Consider the following 24137-nt stretch of genomic DNA (forward strand, 5'->3'; position numbering starts at 1 on the left):
GCGCCGCTACGACACCGCCGCTACAACACCAGCGACAGCAGCAGCACGAACACGATGCCCACGACCGAGATGATCGTCTCCATCACCGACCAGGTCTTGATCGTCTGGCCGACGTTCATGCCGAAGTACTCCTTGACCAGCCAGAACCCGGCGTCGTTGACGTGGCTGAAGAAGAGCGAACCGGCACCGATCGCGAGGACGAGCAGCGCCGTCTCGCCGGTCGACATGCCCTCCGCCAGCGGCGCCACCAGCCCCGCCGCCGAGATCGTCGCCACCGTCGCCGAACCCGTCGCGAGCCGGATCGCGACCGCGATCAGCCAGGCGAGCAGCAGGGCCGGGATGGACCAGCTCTTGGAGAAGTCCAGGATCATCTGGCCGACGCCGATGTCGATCAGGGTCTGCTTGAAGCCGCCGCCCGCGCCGACGATCATCAGGACGCCCGCGATCGGGGCGAGGGACTTCTCGACGGTCGAGGACAGGCGCTCCTTGGTGAAGCCAGCCGCCCGGCCCAGGGTGAAGAGCGCGACCATGACGGCCGCGAGCAGCGCGATCAGCGGCGAGCCGATGACGTCGGTGACCTTCTGGACGCCGTTCTCCGGGTCGTCCACGACGATGTCGACGAGCGCCTTCACCAGCATCAGGACGACCGGGAGCAGCACGGTCGCGACGGTGACGCCGAAGCCGGGACGCTTCTCCAGGTCCTCGGAGGGGCGCGTCGGGATCATGTTCTCGGGGGCCTTGATGTCCACCCAGCGGGCCGCGTACCGGGAGAAGACCGGTCCGGCGATGATCACGGTCGGTATCGCGACGACGAGGCCGAGGGCGAGGGTGACGCCCAGGTTGGCGCCGACCGCGTCGATCGCGACGAGCGGGCCGGGGTGCGGCGGGATGAGCCCGTGCATCACGGAGAGGCCGGCGAGGGCCGGGATGCCGATCCGCATCAGGGAGTAGTTGCCGCGCTTGGCGACGAGCAGCACGACCGGGATCAGCAGCACGATGCCGACCTCGAAGAAGAGCGGCAGACCGATCACGGAGGCGATGAGCACCATCGCCCACGGCATGGCCCGGCCGCTCGCCTTCGCCAGGATCGTGTCGACGATCTGGTCCGCGCCGCCGGAGTCCGCGAGCAGCTTGCCGAGGATGGCGCCGAGGGCGATCAGCACGCCCACGCCGGCGACGGTGCTGCCGAGGCCGGCGGTGAAGGACTTGATGGTGTCCGCGAGCGGCGCGCCCGCGAACGCGCCGAGCGCCAGCGACCCGATGGTCAGCGCCAGGAACGCGTGCAGCTTGAACTTGGTGATGAGCAGGACGATGACGGCGATGCCGGCGAGCACGGCGATCCCGAGCTGGGCGTTGCCTGCCGAGGTGATCGGTTCGGCGGCGTCCGCTGCCAGGATCTCGACGCTGAGACTGGTCACGGTGGTGTCCTTCGTACGGGCAGGAGAAAGAAGGGGTGGGGCGGAGGAGGTCAGCCGGCCCGGCCGCGCAGCGCGGCGACGGCCCGGTCGGTGATCTCCTCGGGGGTGCCGGACACCTCGACGGCGACGCCGGCCTCGTCGGCCTGGAGCGGCTCCAGGGTGGCGAACTGGGAATCGAGCAGCGCCGCCGGCATGAAGTGCCCCTTGCGGGCGGCCATCCGGCCCTCGATGAGCTCCCGGTCACCGGACAGATGCAGGAAGACGACGCCGGGCGCGGCGGCACGCAGCCGGTCCCGGTACGCCCGCTTCAGCGCGGAGCTGCTCACCACGCCGCCGAGTCCGGCCCGGCCGTGCGCCCACTCCCCGATGGCGTCGAGCCAGGGGCCCCGGTCCTCGTCGTCCAGCGGGACGCCGGCCGACATCTTGGCGACGTTCGCCGCCGGATGGAAGTCGTCGCCCTCGGCGTAGGGGAGGCCGAGGGCCTCGGCGACCAGCGGACCGATGGTGGTCTTGCCGGTCCCCGAGACGCCCATCACGACGACGACGGGAGGGGCCTGGGGGGTGCTGCTCATGGGGTGCCTCGCTGTCTTCTTCGACATCGATTCCGTTGTCCGTCGCGCTCATGAAACCCATTGGGTACGACGTATTCAAGGGACTGTGACATAAAAGTAGTACTTTTAATTCCGGATCTTGCTCCGGGGGCCGCCCCGGCCCCCGCTCCTGCTGCGTCCGTCCCCGCGTACCCGCATAGGCTGGCCCTCATGACGACACAGGCCCAGGGGCTCCACTCCCACGTCCTGGCCACCCTGGGCCTCGCGATCACGGCGGGGGAGTACCCGCCCGGCACCGTGCTGCGCACCGACGAACTGGCCCAGCGCTTCGACGTCTCCCGGACCGTGGTCCGCGAGGTCGTCCGGGTCCTGGAGTCCATGCACCTCGTCGAGTCCCGCCGCCGCGTCGGCGTCACCGTGCTCCCCACCGCGAGCTGGAACGTGTACGACCCCCAGGTCATCCGCTGGCGCCTGGCCGGCGCCGACCGCCCCCGCCAGCTCCGCTCGCTCACCGTGCTCCGCTCCGCCGTCGAGCCCGTCGCCGCCGGCCTCGCGGCCGTGAACGCCACCCCCGAGCAGTGCCGGGAGCTCACCGAGGAGGCCCTCGGCATGGTCGCCACCTCGCGCGGCCGGCGCCTGGAGGAGTACCTCGTCCACGACATCGCCTTCCACCGGGTCGTCCTCAACGCCTCGGGCAACGAGATGTTCGCCCGCCTCGGCGACGTCGTCGCCGAGGTCCTCACCGGCCGCACCCACCACCACGTGATGTTCGAGGACCCGGACCCGGCCGCCGTCACCCTCCACGTCCAGGTCGCCGAGGCCGTACGCGAGCGGGACGCGGCCCGCGCCGAGGAGCTGACCCGCCAGATCGCCGTCGGCGCCCTCCAGGAGCTGGACGTCCTCGCGCCGTGACAACTGGACGCAAGCTCTGAACTAGCTCAAATATGGGCGTTCAGTGACATGCGCCACAGTCAGTCACCGCCCCGTGCCGTGAGGATGTGCGCTGGTCGTACCGGGGAGACCCCCCACCGGGTGCGACCGGGTACCGCACAGCCCCCTCACGAAGGCGAACAACTCCATGAGTGACCGCGTCACCGCGGCCGACCCGCTGTCCGCCGCACCGGCGGCATCCGGCGGGCCCACGGCCGCCACCCCCCACGTCGACGCCGGCGACGCCGGATACCGCAAGGACCTCAAGTCCCGGCACATCAACATGATCGCCATCGGCGGCGCCATCGGCACCGGGCTCTTCCTGGGCGCCGGCGGCCGCATGTCCCAGGCCGGGCCCTCCCTCTTCATCGCCTACGCCGTCTGCGGCGTCTTCGCCTTCTTCGTGGTGCGGGCCCTCGGCGAGCTGGTGCTCTACCGTCCCTCCTCCGGCGCCTTCGTCTCCTACGCGCGCGAGTTCATGGGCGAGAAGGGCGCCTACACGGCCGGCTGGCTCTACTTCCTCAACTGGTCGACCACCGCCGTCGCCGACATCACCGCGGCCGCCACCTACGCCCACTTCTGGTCGATGTTCAGCGACGTCCCGCAGTGGATCCTCGCCCTGATCGCCCTCGCGGTCGTCCTCGCCGCCAACCTCATCTCCGTGAAGTACTTCGGCGAGATGGAGTTCTGGTTCGCCATCGTCAAGGTCGCCGCCCTGGTCGCCTTCATGCTGGTCGGCATCTTCCTCATCGCGACCTCCCACGACGTCGGCGGCCACACCCCCGGCCTCGCCACCATCACCGACAACGGCGGCGTCTTCCCCAACGGCATGATGCCGATGCTGCTGCTCATCCAGGGCGTCGTCTTCGCCTACGCCTCCGTCGAGCTGTGCGGCGTCGCCGCCGGCGAGACCGAGAACCCCGAGAAGATCATGCCGAAGGCGATCAACTCGATCATGTGGCGCGTGGGCCTCTTCTACGTCGGCTCCGTCGTCCTGCTCGCCCTCCTCCTGCCGTACACGGCCTACTCCGGCGACCAGAGCCCCTTCGTCACCGTCTTCGACAAGCTAGGCATCCCCGGCGCCGCCGGCGTGATGAACCTCGTCGTCCTCACCGCCGCCCTCTCCAGCCTCAACTCGGGCCTGTACTCCACCGGCCGCATCCTGCGCTCCATGTCGCTCTCCGGCTCCGCGCCCCGCTTCACCGGCGTCATGAACAAGGGCGGCGTCCCCTACGGCGGCATCCTGCTCACCGCGGGCTTCGGCGTCCTCGGCGTCGCCCTCAACTACGTCATGCCCGGCGAGGCCTTCGAGCTGGTCCTCAACTTCGCCTCGATCGGCATCATCGGCACCTGGGCCATGATCATGGTCTGCTCGCTGCTGTTCTGGCGCCGGGCCGAGCAGGGCAGGCTCGCCCGCCCTGGCTACCGCCTGCCCTGGGCCCCGTACACCCAGATCGTGACCCTGCTCTTCCTCGGCTCCGTCCTCGTCCTGATGTGGATGGACGAGGGCATCAGCCGCACCACCGTGAACTGCCTCCCGCTCATCGCGGCGGCCCTCGTCGGCGGCTGGTTCCTGGTCCGCGGCCGGGTCCGCGCGACCGCCGGTTCCCCGCGCGACTGACGTATCGTCACGGGACCCCCGCGAGCACGGCTTGCGGGGGTCTCGCGCTTTGTCGGGAGATAGTGGTACGCAGGAGCCTTGCAAGATCCGTTCGCAGAGAGGGAAGTTCGCGATGCCGCAGCACGTCCAGGGGGTCATCGCCCCCGGCAGGAACGAACCGGTACGGGTCGAGACGATCGTGATCCCCGATCCCGGTCCCGGCGAGGCCGTCGTGAAGATCCAGGCGTGCGGCGTCTGCCACACGGACCTCCACTACAAGCAGGGCGGCATCAACGACGAGTTCCCCTTCCTCCTCGGCCACGAGGCCGCCGGAATCGTCGAGTCGGTCGGCGAGGGCGTCACCGACGTCGCCCCCGGCGACTTCGTGATCCTCAACTGGCGTGCCGTGTGCGGCACCTGTCGCGCCTGCCTGCGCGGCCGCCCCTGGTACTGCTTCGACACCCACAACGCGAAGCAGAGGATGACCCTGCTCGACGGCACGGAGCTCTCCCCGGCCCTCGGCATCGGCGCCTTCGCCGAGAAGACCCTCGTCGCCTCCGGCCAGTGCACCAAGGTCGACCCCGCCGTCGCCCCCGAGGTCGCGGGCCTCCTCGGCTGCGGCGTCATGGCCGGCATCGGCGCCGCGATCAACACCGGGAACGTCGGCCGCGGCGACACCGTCGCCGTCATCGGCTGCGGCGGCGTCGGCGACGCGGCGGTCGTCGGCTCCCGCCTCGCCGGAGCCTCGAAGATCATCGCCGTCGACATCGACGACCGGAAGCTGGAGACGGCGAAGGCGATGGGCGCCACCCACACCGTCAACTCCCGCTCCGCCGACCCCGTCGAGGCGATCCGCGAACTCACCGGCGGCTTCGGCGCCGACGTCGTCATCGAGGCCGTCGGCCGCCCGGAGACGTACGAGCAGGCCTTCTACGCCCGCGACCTCGCCGGCACCGTCGTCCTCGTCGGCGTCCCCACCCCCGAGATGAAGCTCGAACTGCCCCTCCTCGACGTCTTCGGCCGCGGCGGCGCGCTCAAGTCCTCCTGGTACGGCGACTGCCTGCCCTCCCGCGACTTCCCGATGCTCGTCGACCTGCACCAGCAGGGCCGCATCGACCTCGCCGCCTTCGTCACCGAGACCATCGGCCTCGGCGAGGTCGAGAAGGCCTTCGCCCGCATGCACGAGGGCGACGTCCTCCGCTCGGTGGTGGTGCTGTGATGGCCGCCCGCATCGACCACCTCGTCACCTCCGGCACCTTCAGCCTCGACGGCGGCACCTGGGACGTCGACAACAACGTCTGGATCGTCGGCGACGACACCGAGGCGATCGTCATCGACGCCGCCCACGACGCCGAGGCCATCCTCGCCGCGCTCGACGGACGCACCCTGCGCGCCATCGTCTGCACCCACGCCCACAACGACCACGTGGACGCGGCCCCGGCGCTCGCCGCCGCCACCGGCGCCCGCATCCTGCTCCACCCCGCCGACCTGCCGCTGTGGAAGCAGACCCACCCCGACCACAGCCCGGACGGCGACCTCGCCGACGGCCAGGTCCTCACCATCGCCGGCACCGACCTCACGGTCCTGCACACCCCGGGCCACGCCCCGGGAGCGGTCAGCCTGTACGCCCCGGAGCTCGGCACGGTCTTCACCGGCGACACCCTCTTCCAGGGCGGCCCCGGCGCCACCGGCCGGTCCTTCTCGGACTTCCCCACGATCGTCGACTCGATCCGGGACAAGCTCCTCGCCCTGCCGCCGGAGACGGTGGTGCGCACCGGCCACGGCGACACCACCACCGTCGGCGCCGAGGCCCCCCACCTCCAGGAGTGGATCAGCCGGGGCCACTGAGCCGCAGCCGGCTCCCGAAGCGCACCGCGCGGCCCGAGAACGGGTCGGTGAACTCCAGCGTCCGCGCCAGCAGGCCCAGCGGACGCCCGAAGTCCTCCGGCCCGTCCTCACGGACCACCGGATAGACCGGATCGTTCAGGATCGGCAGCCCGAGCGCGTTCATGTGCACCCGCAGCTGGTGCGTCCGCCCGGTCACCGGCACCAGCCGGTACCGGCCGAGCCCGCCCGCGTGCGCGACCAGCCCGATCCGGCTCTCGGCGTTCGGCTCGCCCGGCACCTCCCGGGCGGCCATCACCCCGCGCTCCTTCTCGATCCGGCTCCGCACCGTCACCGGCAGCTTCACCGCCGGGTCGTACGGCGCCACCGCCTCGTACTCCTTGCGCACGGCCCGGTCCCGGAACAGCGTCTGGTACGCCCCCCGGTCCTCCTCCCGCACGACGAAGAGGACAAGCCCCGCCGTCAGCCGGTCGAGCCGGTGCGCGGCCTGCAGCCGGGGCAGCCCCAGGTCCCGCCGCAGCCGCGCCGTCGCGGTCTCCGTGACGTGCCGCCCCCGGGGCATCGTCGCCAGGAAGTGCGGCTTGTCCGCCACCACGATCCGCTCGTCCCGGTACACGACCCCGACCCCGAACGGCACCGGCGTCTCCGGCGGGAAGTCCCGGTGGAACCAGATCCACCGCCCCGCGGCGTACGGCTCGTCCCCGGAGACCGGCCCGTCGACCCCGACGAACCGTCCCTCCCGCAGCATCTCCTCGACCCGCCCGACCCCGACGGCCGCGCCGTACCGGCCGAGCAGATGGTCCCGTACGGTCGCCCAGGCGCCGTCCGGATCCTCCGGCAGCCGCACCCGCACGGGATCGATCCCGTCCCGCTGGGGCAGCGGCGACGCCGGGGGCCTGGTCCTGCGTCTCACCGCTCCGCCTCGTGGCCGTCCGTACGCGTGCGCGCGTGTGCGCGCCCATGCGAAAGTCCCGGCCGAGAAGATCTCGACCGGGACTCCGTGTGGTGTCCGAGGGGGGACTTGAACCCCCACGCCCGATAAAGGGCACTAGCACCTCAAGCTAGCGCGTCTGCCATTCCGCCACCCGGACAAGGTGTCTGTCTTCCTGGCCGCTGGGCCCTTCCGACGAGGAAAACCATAGCAAACATTCGGGGTGGTCGATCACCACTCCGGTCGGCCCCCGGCATGTGACAGCCGCATGACGGTCGGCGGGCGGCCTTGGGCCATGAGGGGGCCACGCGGGAGGATGGGGGGGTGACCACCAGCGATCACGTGGGGGCACGTAGTGGGAGGAAGCAGCGTGAGCGAGTCGAACACGGCCGGGAGCGTCCGCGGCGAGGATGAGGTAGTCGACCTCTGTCGCGACCTCATCCGCATCGACACCAGCAACTACGGAGACCACTCGGGGCCGGGGGAGCGGGCGGCGGCGGAGTACGTCGCCGAGAAGCTGGCCGAGGTCGGCCTCGAACCGAAGATCTTCGAGTCGCACCGGGGCCGGGCCTCCACCGTCGCCCGGATCGAGGGCGAGGACCCGTCGCGGCCCGCCCTGCTGATCCACGGCCACACCGACGTCGTCCCGGCCAACGCCGAGGACTGGACCCACCACCCCTTCTCCGGGGAGATCGCCGACGGCTGCGTCTGGGGCCGCGGTGCCGTCGACATGAAGGACATGGACGCGATGACCCTCGCGGTCGTGCGGGACCGGATGCGCAGCGGTCGCAAGCCCCCGCGCGACGTCGTGGTCGCCTTCCTCGCCGACGAGGAGGCCGGCGGCACCTACGGCGCCCGGTACCTGGTCGACGAGCACCGGGACCTCTTCGAGGGGGTCACCGAGGCGATCGGCGAGGTCGGCGGCTTCTCCTTCACCGTCAACGAGAACCTGCGGCTCTATCTGGTGGAGACGGCCCAGAAGGGCATGCACTGGATGCGGCTGACCGTCGAGGGCACCGCGGGCCACGGCTCGATGACCAACAACGACAACGCCATCACGGAGCTCTGCGAGGCGGTGGGCCGGCTCGGCCGCCACCAGTGGCCGGTGCGGGTCACCAAGACCGTCCGGTCCTTCCTGGACGAGCTCTCGGACGCCCTGGGCACCCCCCTCGACCCCGAGGACATGGACGCCACCCTCGCCAAGCTCGGCGGCATCGCCAAGATGATCGGGGCCACCCTGCGCAACTCGGCCGCCCCGACCATGCTCGGCGCCGGCTACAAGGTGAACGTGATCCCCGGCCAGGCCACGGCGCACGTCGACGGCCGCTTCCTGCCCGGGTACGAGCAGGAGTTCCTGGCCGACCTCGACCGGATCCTCGGCCCCCGCGTGAAGCGCGAGGACGTGCACGGCGACAAGGCCCTGGAGACCAGCTTCGACGGTGCCCTGGTGGACGCCATGCAGCTGGCCCTGCGCGCCGAGGACCCGATCGCCCGCGCCGTGCCGTACATGCTCTCCGGCGGCACCGACGCCAAGTCCTTCGACGACCTCGGCATCCGCTGCTTCGGCTTCGCCCCGCTCCAGCTCCCGCCGGAGCTCGACTTCGCCGGCATGTTCCACGGCGTGGACGAGCGGGTCCCGGTCGAGGGCCTCAAGTTCGGCGCCCGCGTCCTGGACCGCTTCCTGGACGCCTCCTGAGCGCGCCGAATTCGTCCGCGCGTTTGCCTTTGCCCGAAAAGAGTGAATGAACCCGGGGGCTCGTAGCCCCCACCCCTCCCCCTCGTTACAGGTGTGCGGTCCGCGGCTGGGGCCGCATTGCCAACTAGGAGGAATAATGATCAAGAAGGTCGTCGCTGCTGCGGCTGCCACTGGCGGTCTCGTTCTCGCGGGTGCGGGCATGGCCGTTGCCGACGCGGGTGCCCAGGGTGCGGCCATCGGTTCCCCCGGTGTCCTCTCGGGCAACGTCGTCCAGGTGCCGGTTCACGTTCCCGTGAACCTGTGCGGCAACACGGTCTCCGTGATCGGCCTGCTGAACCCCGCCTTCGGCAACACCTGCGTCAACGCCTGACGTTGTGCCCCGCCCCGTGAGGGCGTGAGCCGGTCCGGCCCCGGAGTGCGTGCCATGCACTCCGGGGCCGGTGGCCATTTCCGCCCCGGGCCCTTCGCCCGGTGGCACCCTTTGGAAGCCGAGCAGGCAGGGAACAAGCTATGCGACAGGTCACGCGCAAGGGCCTCATCACCGTCGCGGCCGCCGGCGGCGTCTTCGCCGCGATCGGAGGCGGTCACGCGTACGCCGACTCCGGTGCGAGCGGCGCGGCCGTGAACTCCCCGGGCGTCGCGTCCGGGAACTCCGTCCAGGTCCCGGTCCACGTGCCGGTGAACGCCTGCGGAAACACCGTCAGCGTCGTCGGACTGCTGAATCCGGCGATGGGCAACAAGTGCGCCAACGTCTCCGGGTCCGGAAAGCCGGGCACGCCCGGTGGCGCATCCTCCGCCGGGGGCCACACGAGCGGCTCGCCCGGCGTGGGCTCCGGCAACAACGTCCAGGTGCCGGTCGACGTCCCGGTGAACGTGTGCGGCAACAGCGTCTCGGTCATCGGGCTCCTCAACCCGGCCGCGGGCAACGACTGCGGCAACGGCGTCGAGCCGACGCGGCCGGGGAATCCGGAGACCCCAGAAACCCCCGTAAATCCGGGCAATCCGGGCAACCCCGGAACCCCGGGCACCCCCGGCACCGACGGCGGGTCGAACACCCCGGGCACGCACACCGGGACGACGCCGCGGGCCGTCGAGGAGCTCGCCGAGACCGGCTCCGGGCCGCTCGGCGTGATCGTCCCCGCCGGCGCCGGACTGCTGCTCGCCGGTTCGCTGATCTACCGCCGCGCCCGCCGCGCCGCCTGAGCCCGCCGCACGGCCCGGGGCCGTGTGACGAGCACCACGCGCGGACGCGCACCACGCACGGGGGGCCCCGCACACCGCGGGGCCCCTTCTCGTCGTTCTCTCCGATTACCAGGTCGCCCTGACCTGGCGGATGATCCGCCGTTTCAGCCGCACTCTGCGGCTCCCGTCCCGGTGCAGGCTCAGACGGTCCAACTCCCAGTGTCCGTACTCGGCATGGTCGGTCAGCAGGCGCGTCGCCTCCTTGCGGGAGACGCCGCGCGGCACGTACACGTCGACAAATTCGTATTCCGGCATCGCATCTATTGTGCGGGCACGGCCCCGGTACGGATAGCGTCTGTCCCATGTCTGATGCTGCGCAGCCCACCGCTGCCGAGGTACGTGCCGCCGCCGAGGCGGTCAAAGCCGCACTGGACCGTCACCTCGCGGCGGTCGAACGCCGCACGGGGGACGACGACCCGGCCGTCTACGAGGCCTTCAACGCCCTGGCCTCGGCGGCCGAGACCTACGACGAACTCCTCTACGACCACTACGACGAGGTCACCCCCTTCGAGATCCCCGGCGCGGACGGCTCCCTGCCGCCCTACACCGGGCCCGACGAGCCCCACGCCCTCAGCCTCCTGATCCGCCGCGACTACGCCGTGGCGGAACCCCGACGACTGCTCGCCCAGGCCCGCCGCGTCGCCGAGGCCGGCGGCGAGTACGTCACCGGGGCGGCCGCCAAGGCCGGCGTGTCGCCCCTCGCCGCGCTCGGCGTGCTCTTCGGCGAGTACGAACCGGACGAGATCGCCTCCCGGCACAAGGACTTCGGCCTGGAGGAGGGCGACTCCACGCTCTGGGTCGTCGCGGCCGACGAACTCCCCGAACCGGGGGAGTGGCTCAACGCCCCCTTCGAGCACGCCGATCCCGAGCGGATCGTCTGCCGCTTCGACGTCAGCTCCGTCTTCGACGAGGACGAGGACGAGGACGGCGGCGACGGCGGCGACGGCCATGGCCCGTCCGGGAGGGCCCGCGCCTGACCTCCGGGCCGCCGCGGGGAGGCGGCGGCGCGGAGACGCGAACACGCGGGAGGGCCGGGACGCCGTACGAGGCGTCCCGGCCCTCCCGTCGTTCCCGCGCCGCCCTACTCCCCGGCGGCGAGCAGCCCCTCCAGGAGCGGCCGCAGCCGGGTCGTGCGCTCCGGGGCCACCCCCTCGGCCACCGCCCGGGGCAGCGCCTGGTCCACGCCGTGCACGACCGACAGATGGCGCTCCGCCCGGCCGAAGGCCGTGTACACCCAGGGCCGGCTCAGGCCCCCGACCGCGTCCCCGGGCAGCACCGCGACCACCGCGGGCCACCGCGTCCCGGCCGCCTGGTGCGCGGTGAGCGCCCAGCCGTGCCGCAGCGCCGACTCCACCCGCTCCTTCGGTACGAGGACCTCGTCGTCCCCGCAGCGCAGCCGCAGGCCCTCGGCGTCGGCCGAGAGGACCGTGCCGGTGACCGTCCGCCCCGGCACCGGCGCGTACGCCACCCGGTCGCCGGGGTCGTAGCCGCCGAACCGGCCGGGCCCGGGGTTGAGCCGCTGCTTGAGGGCGGCGTTCAGCGCGCGCGTGCCCGCCGAGCCGCCGTGGCCGACCGTGACGACCTGCGTCCGCTCCGGCGGCACCCCGATCGCCCGGGGCACCGAGTCGGCCACCAGCTGGACGGCGCGGTGCACGGCCTCGCCCGCGTCCCGCACCGGGACGATGACGACCTCCTTGCCGGGGGCCTCGACCTGGTTCAGTTCGCCGACGCCGATGCCCGACACCAGCTCGCCGAGCGGCCCCGGATCGGGAACGCGCGAGGCGATCCGGGGACACACCCCGGCCGCGAGCGCGTCGGCGAAGACCCGGCCCGCGCCCGGGGCCCCGAGGACCTCCGGGTCGCCGCTCAGGACCAGGCGGCAGCCGTCCGGCAGCGACTCCACGAGCGTCGCGGCCGTCTCCACGTCCAGCTGCGGCGCGTCGAGCACCGCCAGGAGGTCCAGGGCGAGGGCCCCGTCCTCGTCCCGGCCCGGTCCGGCCGCCCCGGACAGCAGGGCGGCGACCGTCACGGCCTCCGTCCCCGCGGCACCGAGCGCGCGCCGCCCGTCGTCGGAGTGGACCGCGACCAGGGCGCGAAGGCCCCGCTCCCGGGCCGCCGCCGCGAGCGCCACCGGCTCGGCGCGGGCGGCCTCGCCGCCGGTGTGCAGGACGAGGCCGTGCGCGCCGACGGCGCGTTCGAGCTCGGCGCCCTCCCAGGCGTCGGCCGCGGCCGTCCTGACGAGACGGGCGAGGCCCTCCGCGAGGCTCTCCTCCGCGAGCGCGTACCGGTCGAGGCCGAGCAGCGCGGGCGGCTCCTCGCCGTTCTCCCTGCTCTCTTCCGAGGCCCCGTCCGCGTCCTCGCCGGGCTCCTCCTCCGTCTCCTCCCCTTCCTCCTGGAAGAGGTGGACCGCCCCCTCGGAGACCGCCGTGTCGACCGCCTCCTCGGGGTCGGGCACGGAGTGCGCGGCGAGCCCGGCGCGCACGGTCCCGGCCTCCAGGGCGGTGTGCCCCTGGAGCGCGGCCCGCTCCAGGAGCCACACGGTGAGGGCGACCGTACGGCGCGGGTCGCCGGGGCCGCAGTCGGGGCCGAGCAGCGCCCGCGCGAAGCCGTCGGCCTGCTCCGGCCGCACTCCCGCCACCGCGAGGAGCTGCCAGGGGTCGTCGGACAGCGCCGCGGCCGCGCCCTCGCCGAGCGCGGCGGCCACCTGCCCGGCCAGCGCCTCCGGGGCGCCGCCCCTGGCCAGGACCTCGCGGACGGCGGCCGTGGTGGCGGGCGCCGGAGCCGTGGGGTGCTCCGGTGCGGGGGAGGGGGGGGTCGGCGCCGGGGCCCGTTCGGGGGCGGGGGGCCGGGGCACCGGGTCGGTCGCCTCGTAGAAGGCACTGCCCTTGGCCGCACCGCCCTCCACGGCCCGGACCGCCGCGAGGAGGTCCGCGGCGGTCCCGCTCAGCTTGGCGCCGGCCGTGACCGGGCCGTCCTTCTCGGCCTTCCGCGCCTCGATCCTCGCCCGCAGCTCCCGCTGCGCGGCCAGCTCGGCCTGCGCCTCGCTCAGCTCGGGCGCGGCGTCGGAGCCGCCGGTCTTCCCGGCGTCCCGGCCCGGCTGCCCGAAGGCCTCCTCGGTCTCCTCCGGCCCGTCCTCCGTCGCATCGGCCGTCACGTCGGTCGTCTCCGGCGCGTCCTCCGTCGCATCGGTCGTCTCCGGCGCGTCCCCCGTCGCGTCGGCCTCCTCCGGCCCGTCGTCCGGGGCCGTCCCGGCCTCCCCGGCCGTCTCGGTCCCCTCCCGTACGTCCTCGGTGGGCTCCACGTCCTCGGGGGCCTCGGGCGCGGTCTCCCCGGAAGGCTCGGTCACAAGGTGCTCCAGTCGTGATCCGGATAGCGGTGCACGGGCGCCGACACGTCGTCCAGCGCCCGACAGATCTCGTCAGGAAGACTAAGCGCCTCCACCGACAACGCGGCCGCGAGCTGCCGCGACGTGCGCGCGCCGACGATCGGGGCGGTCACCCCGGGCCGGTCGCGGACCCAGGCGAGCGCCACGTGCAGCGGGGTCGTCGCGAGGCCGTCGGCCGCCGTCGTCACCGCGTCCACGATCCGGCTCGCCGCGTCGTCCAGGTACGGCTCCACGAACGGCGCCATCGTCTCGGACGCGCCCCGCGAGTCCGACGGCGTCCCGCTCCGGTATTTCCCGGTCAGGACGCCGCGCCCCAGCGGCGAGGAGGGCAGCAGACCTATCCCGAGGTCCAGGGCGGCCGGCAGCACCTCGCGCTCCACGCCCCGCTGGAGCAGCGAGTACTCCAGCTGCGCGCCCGCGAGCCGGGTCCGGTCCCCGCCGAGCTGCCAGGTGCCCGCCTTGGCGAGCTGCCAGCCGCAGAAGTTCGCCACGCCCGCGTACCGGGCCCGTCCGCTGCGCACGGCGATGTCGAGCGCCTGGAGGGACTCCTCCAGGGGCGTGTGCGGGTCGAAGGCGTGGAGCTGCCACAGGTCCACGTGGTCCGTGCCGAGCCGGGCGAGGGAGGCGTCGAGCGCGGCGAGCAGGTGCCCGCGCGAGCCGTCCGTGCGCCGGTCGGGATCGGGGACGCTGCCCGCCTTGGTCGACAGGACGAGGTCCTGCCGGGACACGAGCCGCTCCATGAGGCGTCCGAGCAGGTACTCCGCCTCGCCGCCGCCGTACACGTCGGCGGTGTCCACGAGCGTGCCGCCGGCGTCCCAGAACGCCTTCAGCTGCTCGGCGGCATCGTGCTCGTCGGTGTCCCGGCCCCAGGTGAGGGTGCCGAGTCCGATGCGCGACACACGCAGGCCCGTACGTCCGAGATGCCTCTGCTCCATGGGCGCGAGATTACTGGCCGGGGCACCACGCGGAGGGAGGCTGTGGACAACCACGTCCTGTCGGAGGCGCCGACCGCGCGCTAGAGTCCCGCCCACAGAGACGTTACCGATGGGTAAGGGGTGCGTGGAATGCGGCTCGGCATCAACCTCGGCTACTGGGGCGCCGGTATGGACGGCGACAACCTCGCCGTCGCGCAGGAGGCGGACCGCCTCGGGTACGACGTCTGCTGGGCCGCCGAGGCCTACGGCTCCGACGCGCCCACCGTCCTCGCCTGGGTGGCGGCGAAGACCGAGCGGATCGACGTCGGCTCCGCGATCATGCAGATCCCGGCCCGGCAGCCCGCCATGACGGCGATGACCGCCGCCACCCTCGACTCGCTCAGCGGCGGCCGCTTCCGCCTCGGCCTCGGCGTCTCCGGACCCCAGGTCTCCGAGGGCTGGTACGGCGTGAAGTTCGACAAGCCGCTCGCCCGGACCCGCGAGTACGTCGAGATCGTCCGCAAGGCCATGACCCGCGAGCGCCTGAGCTACGAGGGCGAGCACTGGACCCTCCCGCTCCCCGACGGCCCCGGCAAGCCCCTCAAGCTCACCGTGCACCCGCAGCGCGAGCACATCCCGCTCTACATCGCCGCGATCGGCCCCAAGAACCTGGAGCAGACCGGCGAGATCGCCGACGGCGCCCTGCTGATCTTCCCCTCCGCCGACCACCTGGAGGACACGGCCCTGCGGCACATCCGCGCGGGCCGCGAGAAGGCCGGCCTGACCATGGACGGCTTCGACGTCTGTCCCACCGTGCCGCTCGCCCTCGGCGACGACGTCGACGCGCTCGCCGACGTGTTCCGGCCGTACACCGCCCTCTACGTCGGCGGCATGGGCAGCCGCAAGCAGAACTTCTACAACCAGCTCGCGCGGCGCATGGGGTACGAGAAGGAGGCCGCCGAGGTCCAGGACAAGTACCTGGCCGGCGACAAGACGGGGGCCGCGGCCGCCGTGCCGCACTCGCTGATCGACCGGACCACCCTGCTCGGCTCCGTCGAGCGGATCGCGGACCGGATGGCGGCCTACGCCGCGGCCGGGGTCACCACCCTCACCGTCGCCCCGGCCGGCTTCACCCTGGACGAGCGGGTGGCGGCCCTGCGGGCGGGCGTCGAGGCACTGGAGCGGGCGGGACTCGCGTGACGCGCCGGCGGCTCCGTACGGGATGTCCCGCACGGAGCCGCCGGTGAGGTCTGCGGCCGTGGTGGGGGCTCGGGGGTCTTCCCCGCCACGGCCGTCACGCAGCACAACGGCTCCGGCGGGCCCCTGGTTACGCCCTCGGGGCTCACTCTTTCGGCCGAACCGCTCCCGCCCCCGTGTTGCCCGCCGCCCCGGACCGGACTTGACTCGTTCTCCCCGGACGGGGTGCCCCCCGGACGTACCGGAGTGCGAACGTCCGCACGGAGGTGGCGGCGATGCTCACGGCCAAGGGCCTGTTCCAGGAAATCATCGACGACGACGAGTCCTTCCGGCTCTTCTGCTCGATCGCGGCGAGCGGCGAGACCCAGGGCGGCTGGGAGAACGGCCGGATCGCGGCGCTCGTCGCCCCCGGGATGCGCGAACTCGCGCCCAAGATCGTCCGACACGGCGCCGACGAGGACAAGCACGGCCGGATCTTCAACGCGTTGATGAAGAAGCGCGGCCTCGAACCCGTCCCGGTGCCCCCCGACACCGACTACACGATGCTCCTCGAACAGCGCGGCATCGGCCTCGCGCACGACAAGCTCCGCCGCGACGAGCCGCTGACCGATCGGGACGTCATCGTCTACCTCGCCCACAGCCGGGTCACCGAGCAGCGGGCCGCCGACCAGATGGACATGCTCGTCACGTACTTCGGGGACCACCCCGAACTGGGCAAGGCCATCCACATGATCGACAACGACGAGGCGAACCACCTCGCCTACTGCCACGAGGAACTGCTCCGCCTCGCCCGCCAGGGCCACGGCCGACTGATCCAGCGGACCCTGCGCGCGTCCGCCCTCGTCGAGATCCAGGTCTACCGCGACGTCAGCCTCGCCGTGATGCGCCACATGGGCCGCATCCTGAAGTGGCCGAAGCCCAAGGCCCTCGCCCTCGCCGCCGGCATCCACGGCATGTACGCGTACGAGCGCGCCGCCGGGTGGCACAAGATGATCGACCTCAGGATGCCCGAGCGGCTCGACGCGCTCGGGGGACCGGCGACCCCCGCCCCCGCCTTCTGATCCGGGGGGTCCCGCACACCGCGGCGGGAACGCTTCTCCATCCAGCCGCGCCGCTCGAACGAAGAGGGCCTACATCCAGCCGCGCCGCTTGAACATCCGGTACAGGGTGACGACGATGCCCGTCATCACCAGGATCACCGCCGGATACCCCAGCCCCCAGCGCAGCTCCGGCATGTGCTCGAAGTTCATGCCGTAGATCCCCGCGACCATCGTGGGGACCGCGGCCATGGCCGCCCACGCGGAGATCTTCCGCATGTCGTCGTTCTGCCGCACCCCCATCTGCGCCAGATGGGCCGAGAGGACGTCGGACAGGAGCCGGTCCAGGCTCTCCACCTGCTCGTTGGAGCGCAGCAGATGGTCGTTGACGTCCCGGAAGAACGGCTGGGAGTGCTCGTTCACGAACGGCACCGAACCGGCCGTGAGCCGGGCCATCGGCCCGGCCAGCGGATTGCTGGCCCGCCGGAACTCCAGGACCTGCCGCTTCGCCGTGTAGATCCGCGCCGCCGTGTTGGAGCCCGCGTCCCCGGCGGGTGCGAAGACGTCCGCCTCCAGCTCCTCCAGGTCCACCTGGAGTTCGCCCGCGACCTCCAGGTAGTGGTCCACGATCGCGTCGCTCACCGCGTACAGGACCGCCGTCGGCCCGTGCCTCAGGACCTCCGGGTCGGCCTCCAGGCGCCGGCGCACCTCCGCCAGCGGGGCCCCCTCGCCGTGCCGGACCGTGACCACGAACGAGTCGCCGACGAACAGCATCAGCTCGCCCGAGGAGACCCGGTCGCTCTCCGGCTCGTACACGACCGGCTTGAGCACCATGAACAGCGAGTCGTCGTAGACCTCCAGCTTGGGCCGCTGGTGGGCCTTCAGGGCGTCCTCCACGGCCAGCGGGTGCAGCGCGAACTCCGAGGTGACGTGCTCGAACTCCGCCTCCGTGGGCTCGTGCAGCCCCACCCACAGGAACGCGTCGCCCTTCGACCGCGCCTCCTCCAGGGCGTCCGAGAGGTCGGCGGGCCCGTCCGTGCGGCGCCCGTCCCGGTAGATGGCAGAGTCCACGATCACGGGGCGCATTCTCCCCCCGAACGCCTCCGGCATGCATGCGTACGGCGCGCGCGGACCTCTGGTTTCGTTCCGCACGCGCGCGCGTGGGCGGGTCCACCGGACGCACCGTGCTCCGCACGCACGCGCGCGTGCGGCGGGCCCCGGACGGGACGGGCCCGCACCGGGCACCGCCTAGGCTGGCGGCCATGGCCACGTTGATCCTCGTCCGGCACGGACGCTCCACCGCCAACACCTCCGGGCTCCTCGCCGGGCGCACGTCCGGGATCGCGCTCGACGAGCGCGGGGCCACGCAGGCCGCCGCCCTCCCCGGGCGCCTCGCGGACGTCCCGCTCGCCGCCGCCGTCTCCAGCCCCCTCCAGCGCTGCCGGGAGACCCTGCGGCCCCTCCTCGACGCCCGCCCGGACCTCCCGCTCCACGTCGAGGACCGGATCAACGAGTGCGACTACGGCGACTGGTCGGGCCGCAAGCTCGCCGAGCTCAACGACGAGCCCCTGATGGAGGTCGTCCAGGCGCACGCCTCCGCCGCCGCCTTCCCCGGCGGCGAGTCCATGCGCGCCATGCAGAACCGCGCCGTCGAGGCCGTGCGCGACTGGAACGCGCGGATCGAGGCCGAGCACGGCGAGGACGCCTGCTACCTCATGTGCTCCCACGGCGACATCGTCAAGTCGCTCGTGGCGGACGCCCTCGGCCTCCACCTCGACCTCTTCCAGCGCGTCCAGGTCGACCCCTGCTCGGTCACCGTCATCCGCTACACGCGCCTGCGTCCCTTCCTCCTCCGGCTCGGCGACACGGGGGACTTCGCCGGATTCGCCCCCCGCGAGCGCCCCGGGGACAGTGGGGCGGCCGAGGTCGGTGGCGGTGCGGGCGCACCGTGATCCCTTCGCGCAGTAGGGTGGACGCGCCGCTGTAGTACGACCGTCGAGACGCAAGGAGTCGGGAACGTGTCCCGTCAGGTGTTCCTCTACGACCCACCGGAGCGTTTCGTGGCCGGTACGGTCGGGCTGCCTGGCCGCCGTACGTTCTTCCTCCAGGCGTCCGCCGGCGGCCGGGTCACCAGCGTCGCCCTGGAGAAGATGCAGGTCGCCGCCCTCGCCGAGCGCATCGACGAACTCCTCGACGAGGTCGTCCGGCGCACCGGGGGCAACGCGCCCGTGCCCGCCGTCGCCCCCACCGAGATCGCGGACACCGCGCCCCTCGACGCGCCCGTCGAGGAGGAGTTCCGGGTCGGCACCATGGCGCTCGCCTGGGACGGCGAGGAGCAGCGCATGATCGTCGAGGCGCAGGCCCTCGTGGAGCTCGACGCGGACTCCGAGGAGGACCTCGCCGAGGCCGAGGAGCGGCTGCTCCAGGACGAGGAGAATGGCCCGCCGATGCTCCGGGTCCGCCTCAGCGGCGCCCAGGCCCGGGCCTTCGCCAAGCGCGCCCTGGACGTCGTCAACGCCGGCCGCCCGCCGTGCCCGCTGTGCAGCCTGCCGCTCGACCCCGAGGGGCACGTCTGCCCCCGCCAGAACGGATACCGCCGCGGAGCATGAGCAGCAGCCCCCAGACCCTGCCGGGCGCGGAACTGCTCGCCCGCGGTGAGCTGACCGTGCGCGGCCGGATCCGCGAGGCCTCCAACGCCGTGCTGTACTGCTCCGTCGCGTACGACGGCCGGGAGGCCGCCTGCGTCTACAAGCCGGTCGCGGGGGAGCGGCCGCTGTGGGACTTCCCCGACGGCAACCTCGCCCGGCGCGAGGTCGCCGCGTACGAGGTCTCCGAGGCCACCGGCTGGGGCCTGGTCCCGCCGACGGTCCTGCGCGACGGCCCGTACGGGGAGGGCATGGTCCAGCTCTGGATCGAGGCCGACCCCGAGGCGCGGCTCCTGGCCCTCACCGAGGACGACGAGCCGGGAGAGGGCTGGAAGGCCGTCGGGGAGGCCGAGGTCGGCGAGGGCCGCACCGCCCTCCTCGTCCACGCCGACACCCCCGAGCTGCGGCGGCTCGCCGTCCTGGACGCCGTCGTCAACAACGGCGACCGCAAGGGCGGGCACCTGCTGCCGGCCCCCGGCGGACACCTGTACGGCATCGACCACGGGGTCACCTTCCACGTCGAGGACAAGCTGCGCACCCTGCTGTGGGGATGGGCGGGCGAGGAGCTGCCCGCCGAGGCGGTCGAGGTCCTCGACGGTCTCGACCGGACCCTGGCGCCCGGAGCGCCGCTCGCCACCCGACTGGCTGAACTGCTCACCGGCGCCGAGGTGGCGGCGGTACGCGCCCGCGTGGCGGCCCTGCGGGCGAGCGGACGCCACCCGGAGCCCTCGGGGCAGTGGCCCGCCCTCCCCTGGCCGCCCGTCTGAGAACCGCCGTCCCGGGGGCCGCTCCAGGGCCCCTGCGGCCCCGGCGCCCCAGGGGTTCGACCGAAAGGTTCCGGCCAAGCCGAGCGGCACCGAAAGGCACCCCTCAGGGGTACGCACGTGCGCATCGTCCCCGCAAGACCGCCTAATCGGTCAAGATCCCGGATCCGGTTCGTATCCGGAACACCTGTCCGGTTACGCTCGGGTCATGCATGCCTGGCCCGCTTCTGAGGTCCCCGCCCTTCCCGGCAAGGGCCGCGACCTCCGGATCCACGACACCGCGACCGGCGGACGAGTCACCCTCGCCCCCGGCCCCGTCGCCCGCATCTACGTCTGCGGCATCACCCCGTACGACGCGACCCACATGGGTCACGCGGCGACCTACAACGCGTTCGACCTCGTTCAGCGCGTGTGGCTCGACACCAAGCGGCAGGTTCACTACGTCCAGAACGTGACGGACGTGGACGACCCCCTCCTGGAGCGCGCGGTCCGCGACGGCGTCGACTGGGTCGGCCTCGCCGAGCGCGAGACCGCCCTCTTCCGCGAGGACATGACGGCCCTGCGGATGCTCCCCCCGCAGCACTACATCGGCGCGGTCGAGGCCATACCGGGCATCGTCCCGCTCGTCGAGCGCCTGCGGGACTCCGGCGCGGCCTACGAGCTCGACGGCGACATCTACTTCTCCGTCGACGCCGACCCGCACTTCGGCCGGGTCTCGAACTACGACACCGAGCTGATGCGCCACCTCTCCGCCGAGCGCGGCGGCGACCCCGAGCGCCCCGGCAAGAAGAACCCGCTCGACCCCATGCTCTGGATGGCAGCCCGCGAGGGCGAGCCGAGCTGGGACGGCGGCAGCCTCGGCGCGGGCCGCCCCGGCTGGCACATCGAGTGCGTCGCCATCGCCCTCGACCACCTCGGCATGGGCTTCGACGTGCAGGGCGGCGGCTCCGACCTGATCTTCCCGCACCACGAGATGGGCGCCTCGCACGCCCAGACCCTCACCGGCGAGTTCCCGATGGCCAAGGCGTACGTCCACGCCGGCATGGTCGGCCTCGACGGCGAGAAGATGTCCAAGTCCAGGGGCAACCTGGTCTTCGTCTCGAAGCTGCGCCGCGACGGCGTCGACCCGGCCGCCATCCGGCTCGCGCTCCTCTCCCACCACTACCGCGCCGACTGGGAGTGGACCGACCAGGTCCTCCAGGACGCCGTGGAGCGCCTCGGACGCTGGCGCGCCGCCGTCTCCCGCCCCGACGGACCGTCCGCCGACGCCCTCGTCGAGGAGGTCCGCGAGGCCCTCGCCGACGACCTCGACACGCCGGCCGCGCTCGCCGCGGTCGACCGCTGGGCCGCGCTCCAGGAGTCCGGGGGCGGCACCGACGAATCCGCTCCCGGCCTCGCCTCCCGCACGGTCGACGCGCTCCTGGGCGTCGCGCTGTAGGACGCCGGAGGGGTTCCGCACGGCACCACACGACGACACGAGGGAGGGGCGCCCGTAACCGGGCGCCCCTCCCTCACTGCTCTTCGCTCGTCACCTGCCGGAGTCGTCGCCCGGGCCCTCGTCGTTCTTGGGTCCCTCGCCGTCCGGACCACCGTCGTCCTGACCACCGGCATCCGGACCCTCGCCGGACGGGTTCTCGCCGGACGGGTTCTCGCCGGACGGATTCTCGCCCGTGGCGCCCCTGTCCGGAACGGACCCGCCGTCCGGCGCACCCGCACCCGCACCCGGCTCCGGAACCGACTCCGCGCCCGGAACCGCCTCCGGTCCCGGCTGTTCCGGCTTCGGGGGGCGGGTGCGGCCGCTGCCGGGGTCGCGCAGGAACGGGGAGTCCCCGCCCTCCGTCGCCACTCCCGGACCGGGTCCCGTACCCGGCTCGCGCCGCCGCAGGTACCGCTCGAACTCGCGGGCGATCGCCTCGCCCGACGCCTCCGGGAGCTCCGCGGTGTCCCGCGCCTCCTCCAGGGTCTGCACGTACTCGGCGACCTCGCTGTCCTCGGCCGCCAGCTGGTCCACGCCCACCTGCCAGGCCCGCGCGTCCTCGGGCAGCTCGCCCAGCGGGATGCGCATCCCGATCAGGTCCTCCAGGCGGTTCAGCAGGGCCAGCGTCGCCTTCGGGTTCGGCGGCTGCGACACGTAGTGCGGCACCGCCGCCCACAGGCTCACCGCCGGCACGCCCGCGTGCGTGCACGCCTCCTGGAGGATGCCCACGATGCCCGTCGGGCCCTCGTACCGGGTCTCCTCCAGGTCCATCGTGCGCGCCAGGTCCGGGTCGGAGGTCACTCCGCTGACCGGGACCGGCCGGGTGTGCGGGGTGTCGCCGAGCAGCGCGCCCAGGATCACCACCATCTCCACGCCCAGTTCGTGCGCGAAGGCGAGCAGCTCGTTGCAGAAGGAGCGCCAGCGCATCGAGGGCTCGATGCCGCGCACGAGCACCAGGTCACGGGGCTTGTCGCCGCCCACCCGGACCACGGAGAGTCTGGTCGTCGGCCAGGTGATCTTCCGCACGCCGTTGTCCAGGAAGACCGTGGGCCGGTTCACCTGGAAGTCGTAGTAGTCCTCGGCGTCGAGCGCCGCGAACACCTCGCCCTTCCATTCCCGGTCCAGATGGGCGACCGCGGTGGAGGCGGCGTCCCCGGCGTCGTTCCAGCCTTCGAACGCGGCCACCATGACCGGGTCGATCAGCTCGGGCACCCCCTCGAGCTCGATCACCCAGCGCCTCCTTCTCGAAGTTCCTGTCGTACGGACCAACCTTACGGCTTTCCGGCGGTCCGTCCGCAGCCCCCGGACATCCCCGAAAACCCGTGCGGCCTTGATCGACTACCCAGGAACTCACCTCCGCACACGGCGGGGTCACTCCTCCCAGAGGGTGCTGGGCGCCTCCCTCCGGACCACCGGAGCGATCTCCTCGGCGAAGCGCTGGAGCGTCTCGGCCTGCTCGGCCGTCGACTGCCCGAAGGTGTCGACCGTGACGGACTGGAGGTCGTGTCCGTAGTGCTCGTGGTAGCCGAGGATCTTGTCGATGATCTGCTGCGGCGAGCCGATCAGCTGGGGCCCGCCCGCCATGGCGTCCTCGATCGTGCGGAACGGGGTGTTGTAGCCGGCCTTCCCCTCCAGGTGCGGCCGGAAGCTCTGGCGGACCTTCGCCTCGTACAGGTCCTTGTAGCGGGCGACCGCCTGTTCGGGGGTGTCGGCGATGAGCAGCCCGCCGGAACCGGCCGCCACGCGCGCGTGGGCCGGGTCGTGCCCGTACTCCTCGAACTTCTCGCGGTAGTGGGCGATGAGCCTCGCGTACGCCTCGCGGGGCTGGATCGCGTTGGCGGTGAAGAGCGGGTCGCCGTGCTTCGCCGCGAGTTCGGGGGAGTTGAGGCTGGTGGCCGAGCCGTGCCAGATCCGGGGCGGACCGGCGTACGGGCGCGGGACCGTGGTCACGTTCTTCAGGGCGGGCCGGAACTCGCCCTCCCAGTCGACGCCCTCCTCGGTCCAGAGCCGGCGGAGCAGCTCGTACTTCTCCTTCTGGAGGTCCCACTGCCGCTCCTCGTCCAGGCCGAAGAGGTCGAAGTGGCCGGCCTCCGCGCCCTTGCCGACGACGAGTTCGAGCCGGCCCCGGGAGAGTTGGTCGAGGGTGGCGTAGTCCTCGGCGACCCGGACGGGGTCCAGGATCGCGACCACGGTCACGCCGGTGAGGAGCCGGATCCGGGTGGTGCGGGCGGCGAGCGCGGCGAGCAGCACGGTCGGGGCCGAGGAGAGGAACGGGCCCGCGTGCCGCTCGCCGACCGCGTACGCGTCGAAGCCCAGCCGCTCGGCGGTCTCGCCGAGCGTGACGACCTGCTCCAACCGGTCGGCGGCGGACAGCAGTTCGCCGGTGAGCGGATGAGGGGAGTGGTGGACGATCGTGAGCACCTGAAACTTCATGCTTCAACTCTGCGCGCGGAGTGTTGCGGGCGTGTGGACGCAGTGTGGCACGCCGGAGGGGCGGCCCCTCCG

At 72.8% G+C, this 24137-nt stretch carries 23 protein-coding genes and 1 tRNA gene; 14 read left to right on the top strand and 10 right to left on the bottom strand.

The annotated features are described in order from the left end of the window. Nucleotides 1–20: 20 nt before the first annotated feature. Nucleotides 21–1418, bottom strand: coding sequence for a gluconate:H+ symporter (locus AB0398_RS24585; protein WP_366377774.1), 1398 nt, complete (start codon nt 1416–1418; stop codon nt 21–23). Between the two features lie 50 nt (nt 1419–1468). Further along, the gene (locus AB0398_RS24590) at nt 1469–1990 is read right to left on the bottom strand and encodes a gluconokinase (protein ID WP_366377775.1); all 522 of its coding nucleotides are present in this window, start codon (nt 1988–1990) and stop codon (nt 1469–1471) included. Nucleotides 1991–2179: 189 nt separating this feature from the next. Here AB0398_RS24590 and AB0398_RS24595 point away from each other — a divergent pair, with 189 nt between their 5' ends. From AB0398_RS24595 to AB0398_RS24610, 4 genes are all read left to right on the top strand, one after another. Continuing rightward, entirely contained in the window at nt 2180–2881 is a 702-nt protein-coding gene (locus AB0398_RS24595; RefSeq protein ID WP_366377776.1) for an FCD domain-containing protein, read from the top strand. 166 nt (nt 2882–3047) lie between these two features. Next, on the top strand, nt 3048–4520 hold the full coding sequence (locus tag AB0398_RS24600) for an amino acid permease (RefSeq protein WP_366377777.1): 1473 nt from the start codon (nt 3048–3050) through the stop codon (nt 4518–4520). A gap of 112 nt (nt 4521–4632) precedes the next feature. After that, nucleotides 4633–5718, top strand: a complete 1086-nt coding sequence (locus AB0398_RS24605) for an S-(hydroxymethyl)mycothiol dehydrogenase (protein WP_366377778.1) — start codon at nt 4633–4635, stop codon at nt 5716–5718. After that, nucleotides 5718–6347: an MBL fold metallo-hydrolase gene (locus AB0398_RS24610; RefSeq protein WP_366377779.1), complete on the top strand. Its 630-nt coding sequence runs from the start codon at nt 5718–5720 to the stop codon at nt 6345–6347. The genes AB0398_RS24605 and AB0398_RS24610 overlap by 1 nt, the downstream gene beginning before the upstream one ends. On the opposite strand, the gene AB0398_RS24615 is transcribed toward AB0398_RS24610, so the two are convergent. Then, a complete protein-coding gene (locus tag AB0398_RS24615; RefSeq protein ID WP_366377780.1) occupies nt 6331–7257 on the bottom strand; it encodes a pseudouridine synthase in 927 nt (308 codons plus the stop codon). The two genes, AB0398_RS24610 and AB0398_RS24615, sit on opposite strands and share 17 nt — an antisense overlap. 90 nt (nt 7258–7347) lie before the next feature. Next, nucleotides 7348–7435: transfer RNA gene (locus tag AB0398_RS24620), tRNA-Leu, on the bottom strand. Between the two features lie 210 nt (nt 7436–7645). Between AB0398_RS24620 and AB0398_RS24625 the strand changes: the two genes are divergently transcribed. The 3 genes from AB0398_RS24625 (at nt 7646) to AB0398_RS24635 (ending at nt 10174) form a co-directional block, all read left to right on the top strand. Continuing rightward, nucleotides 7646–8971 (top strand): M20/M25/M40 family metallo-hydrolase, encoded by a 1326-nt coding sequence (locus AB0398_RS24625; protein ID WP_366377781.1) that lies wholly within the window; start codon nt 7646–7648, stop codon nt 8969–8971. A gap of 136 nt (nt 8972–9107) precedes the next feature. Next, nucleotides 9108–9341 carry a chaplin ChpH gene (chpH, locus tag AB0398_RS24630; RefSeq protein WP_030218232.1) on the top strand — a complete coding sequence of 78 codons (234 nt, stop codon included), beginning with the start codon at nt 9108–9110 and terminating at the stop codon, nt 9339–9341. Between the two features lie 140 nt (nt 9342–9481). Continuing rightward, nucleotides 9482–10174: a chaplin gene (locus AB0398_RS24635; protein WP_366377782.1), complete on the top strand. Its 693-nt coding sequence runs from the start codon at nt 9482–9484 to the stop codon at nt 10172–10174. Between the two features lie 105 nt (nt 10175–10279). Here AB0398_RS24635 and AB0398_RS24640 read toward each other — a convergent pair whose 3' ends face one another. After that, nucleotides 10280–10468 (bottom strand): DUF5703 family protein, encoded by a 189-nt coding sequence (locus AB0398_RS24640; protein WP_015032473.1) that lies wholly within the window; start codon nt 10466–10468, stop codon nt 10280–10282. A gap of 47 nt (nt 10469–10515) precedes the next feature. Between AB0398_RS24640 and AB0398_RS24645 the strand changes: the two genes are divergently transcribed. After that, nucleotides 10516–11190 carry a hypothetical protein gene (locus AB0398_RS24645; protein ID WP_366377783.1) on the top strand — a complete coding sequence of 225 codons (675 nt, stop codon included), beginning with the start codon at nt 10516–10518 and terminating at the stop codon, nt 11188–11190. Nucleotides 11191–11294: 104 nt separating this feature from the next. Here the strand turns inward: AB0398_RS24645 and AB0398_RS24650 are convergent, their stop codons facing one another. Next, nucleotides 11295–13559: a helix-hairpin-helix domain-containing protein gene (locus tag AB0398_RS24650; protein WP_366377784.1), complete on the bottom strand. Its 2265-nt coding sequence runs from the start codon at nt 13557–13559 to the stop codon at nt 11295–11297. After that, on the bottom strand, nt 13556–14533 hold the full coding sequence (locus AB0398_RS24655) for an aldo/keto reductase (RefSeq protein WP_366377785.1): 978 nt from the start codon (nt 14531–14533) through the stop codon (nt 13556–13558). Before AB0398_RS24655 ends, AB0398_RS24650 begins: the two co-directional genes overlap by 4 nt. 129 nt (nt 14534–14662) lie before the next feature. Between AB0398_RS24655 and AB0398_RS24660 the strand changes: the two genes are divergently transcribed. Together AB0398_RS24660 and AB0398_RS24665 are read left to right on the top strand one after the other, a co-directional pair. Next, nucleotides 14663–15712, top strand: a complete 1050-nt coding sequence (locus AB0398_RS24660; protein WP_121828642.1) for an LLM class F420-dependent oxidoreductase — start codon at nt 14663–14665, stop codon at nt 15710–15712. 272 nt (nt 15713–15984) lie between these two features. Then, a complete protein-coding gene (locus AB0398_RS24665) occupies nt 15985–16770 on the top strand; it encodes a ferritin-like domain-containing protein (RefSeq protein WP_366377786.1) in 786 nt (261 codons plus the stop codon). A 69-nt stretch (nt 16771–16839) separates the two neighbouring features. On the opposite strand, the gene AB0398_RS24670 is transcribed toward AB0398_RS24665, so the two are convergent. Then, complete coding sequence (locus tag AB0398_RS24670; RefSeq protein ID WP_366377787.1) at nt 16840–17832, bottom strand: magnesium and cobalt transport protein CorA; 993 nt, start codon at nt 17830–17832, stop codon at nt 16840–16842. 176 nt (nt 17833–18008) lie between these two features. On the opposite strand from AB0398_RS24670, the gene AB0398_RS24675 reads away from it, so the two are divergent. The 4 genes from AB0398_RS24675 (at nt 18009) to mshC (ending at nt 21593) form a co-directional block, all read left to right on the top strand. Continuing rightward, nucleotides 18009–18698 (top strand): histidine phosphatase family protein, encoded by a 690-nt coding sequence (locus AB0398_RS24675; protein WP_366377788.1) that lies wholly within the window; start codon nt 18009–18011, stop codon nt 18696–18698. A 66-nt stretch (nt 18699–18764) separates the two neighbouring features. Beyond that, a complete protein-coding gene (locus tag AB0398_RS24680; protein WP_366377789.1) occupies nt 18765–19355 on the top strand; it encodes a DUF3090 domain-containing protein in 591 nt (196 codons plus the stop codon). Then, a complete protein-coding gene (locus AB0398_RS24685) occupies nt 19352–20158 on the top strand; it encodes an SCO1664 family protein (RefSeq protein WP_366377790.1) in 807 nt (268 codons plus the stop codon). Before AB0398_RS24680 ends, AB0398_RS24685 begins: the two co-directional genes overlap by 4 nt. Nucleotides 20159–20363: 205 nt before the next feature. Next, entirely contained in the window at nt 20364–21593 is a 1230-nt protein-coding gene (gene mshC, locus AB0398_RS24690) for a cysteine--1-D-myo-inosityl 2-amino-2-deoxy-alpha-D-glucopyranoside ligase (RefSeq protein ID WP_366377791.1), read from the top strand. A gap of 90 nt (nt 21594–21683) precedes the next feature. Here mshC and AB0398_RS24695 read toward each other — a convergent pair whose 3' ends face one another. Next, complete coding sequence (locus tag AB0398_RS24695) at nt 21684–22862, bottom strand: PAC2 family protein (protein ID WP_366377792.1); 1179 nt, start codon at nt 22860–22862, stop codon at nt 21684–21686. Between the two features lie 141 nt (nt 22863–23003). Next, complete coding sequence (locus AB0398_RS24700; RefSeq protein ID WP_366377793.1) at nt 23004–24065, bottom strand: LLM class flavin-dependent oxidoreductase; 1062 nt, start codon at nt 24063–24065, stop codon at nt 23004–23006. Nucleotides 24066–24137: the final 72 nt, after the last annotated feature.

The organism is Streptomyces sp. NPDC086147, from assembly GCF_040702165.1.
GTDB lineage: Bacteria > Actinomycetota > Actinomycetes > Streptomycetales > Streptomycetaceae > Streptomyces.

Coding starts and splice junctions, on each gene's coding strand:
- AB0398_RS24590 (WP_366377775.1), bottom strand. CDS start 1,990: ATGAGCAGCACCCCCCAGGCCCCTCCCGTCGTCGTCGTGATGGGCGTC.
- AB0398_RS24595 (WP_366377776.1), top strand. CDS start 2,180: ATGACGACACAGGCCCAGGGGCTCCACTCCCACGTCCTGGCCACCCTG.
- AB0398_RS24600 (WP_366377777.1), top strand. CDS start 3,048: ATGAGTGACCGCGTCACCGCGGCCGACCCGCTGTCCGCCGCACCGGCG.
- AB0398_RS24605 (WP_366377778.1), top strand. CDS start 4,633: ATGCCGCAGCACGTCCAGGGGGTCATCGCCCCCGGCAGGAACGAACCG.
- AB0398_RS24610 (WP_366377779.1), top strand. CDS start 5,718: ATGGCCGCCCGCATCGACCACCTCGTCACCTCCGGCACCTTCAGCCTC.
- chpH (WP_030218232.1), top strand. CDS start 9,108: ATGATCAAGAAGGTCGTCGCTGCTGCGGCTGCCACTGGCGGTCTCGTT.
- AB0398_RS24635 (WP_366377782.1), top strand. CDS start 9,482: ATGCGACAGGTCACGCGCAAGGGCCTCATCACCGTCGCGGCCGCCGGC.
- AB0398_RS24640 (WP_015032473.1), bottom strand. CDS start 10,468: ATGCCGGAATACGAATTTGTCGACGTGTACGTGCCGCGCGGCGTCTCC.
- AB0398_RS24645 (WP_366377783.1), top strand. CDS start 10,516: ATGTCTGATGCTGCGCAGCCCACCGCTGCCGAGGTACGTGCCGCCGCC.
- AB0398_RS24655 (WP_366377785.1), bottom strand. CDS start 14,533: ATGGAGCAGAGGCATCTCGGACGTACGGGCCTGCGTGTGTCGCGCATC.
- AB0398_RS24660 (WP_121828642.1), top strand. CDS start 14,663: ATGCGGCTCGGCATCAACCTCGGCTACTGGGGCGCCGGTATGGACGGC.
- AB0398_RS24665 (WP_366377786.1), top strand. CDS start 15,985: ATGCTCACGGCCAAGGGCCTGTTCCAGGAAATCATCGACGACGACGAG.
- AB0398_RS24670 (WP_366377787.1), bottom strand. CDS start 17,832: ATGCGCCCCGTGATCGTGGACTCTGCCATCTACCGGGACGGGCGCCGC.
- AB0398_RS24675 (WP_366377788.1), top strand. CDS start 18,009: ATGGCCACGTTGATCCTCGTCCGGCACGGACGCTCCACCGCCAACACC.
- AB0398_RS24685 (WP_366377790.1), top strand. CDS start 19,352: ATGAGCAGCAGCCCCCAGACCCTGCCGGGCGCGGAACTGCTCGCCCGC.
- mshC (WP_366377791.1), top strand. CDS start 20,364: ATGCATGCCTGGCCCGCTTCTGAGGTCCCCGCCCTTCCCGGCAAGGGC.
- AB0398_RS24700 (WP_366377793.1), bottom strand. CDS start 24,065: ATGAAGTTTCAGGTGCTCACGATCGTCCACCACTCCCCTCATCCGCTC.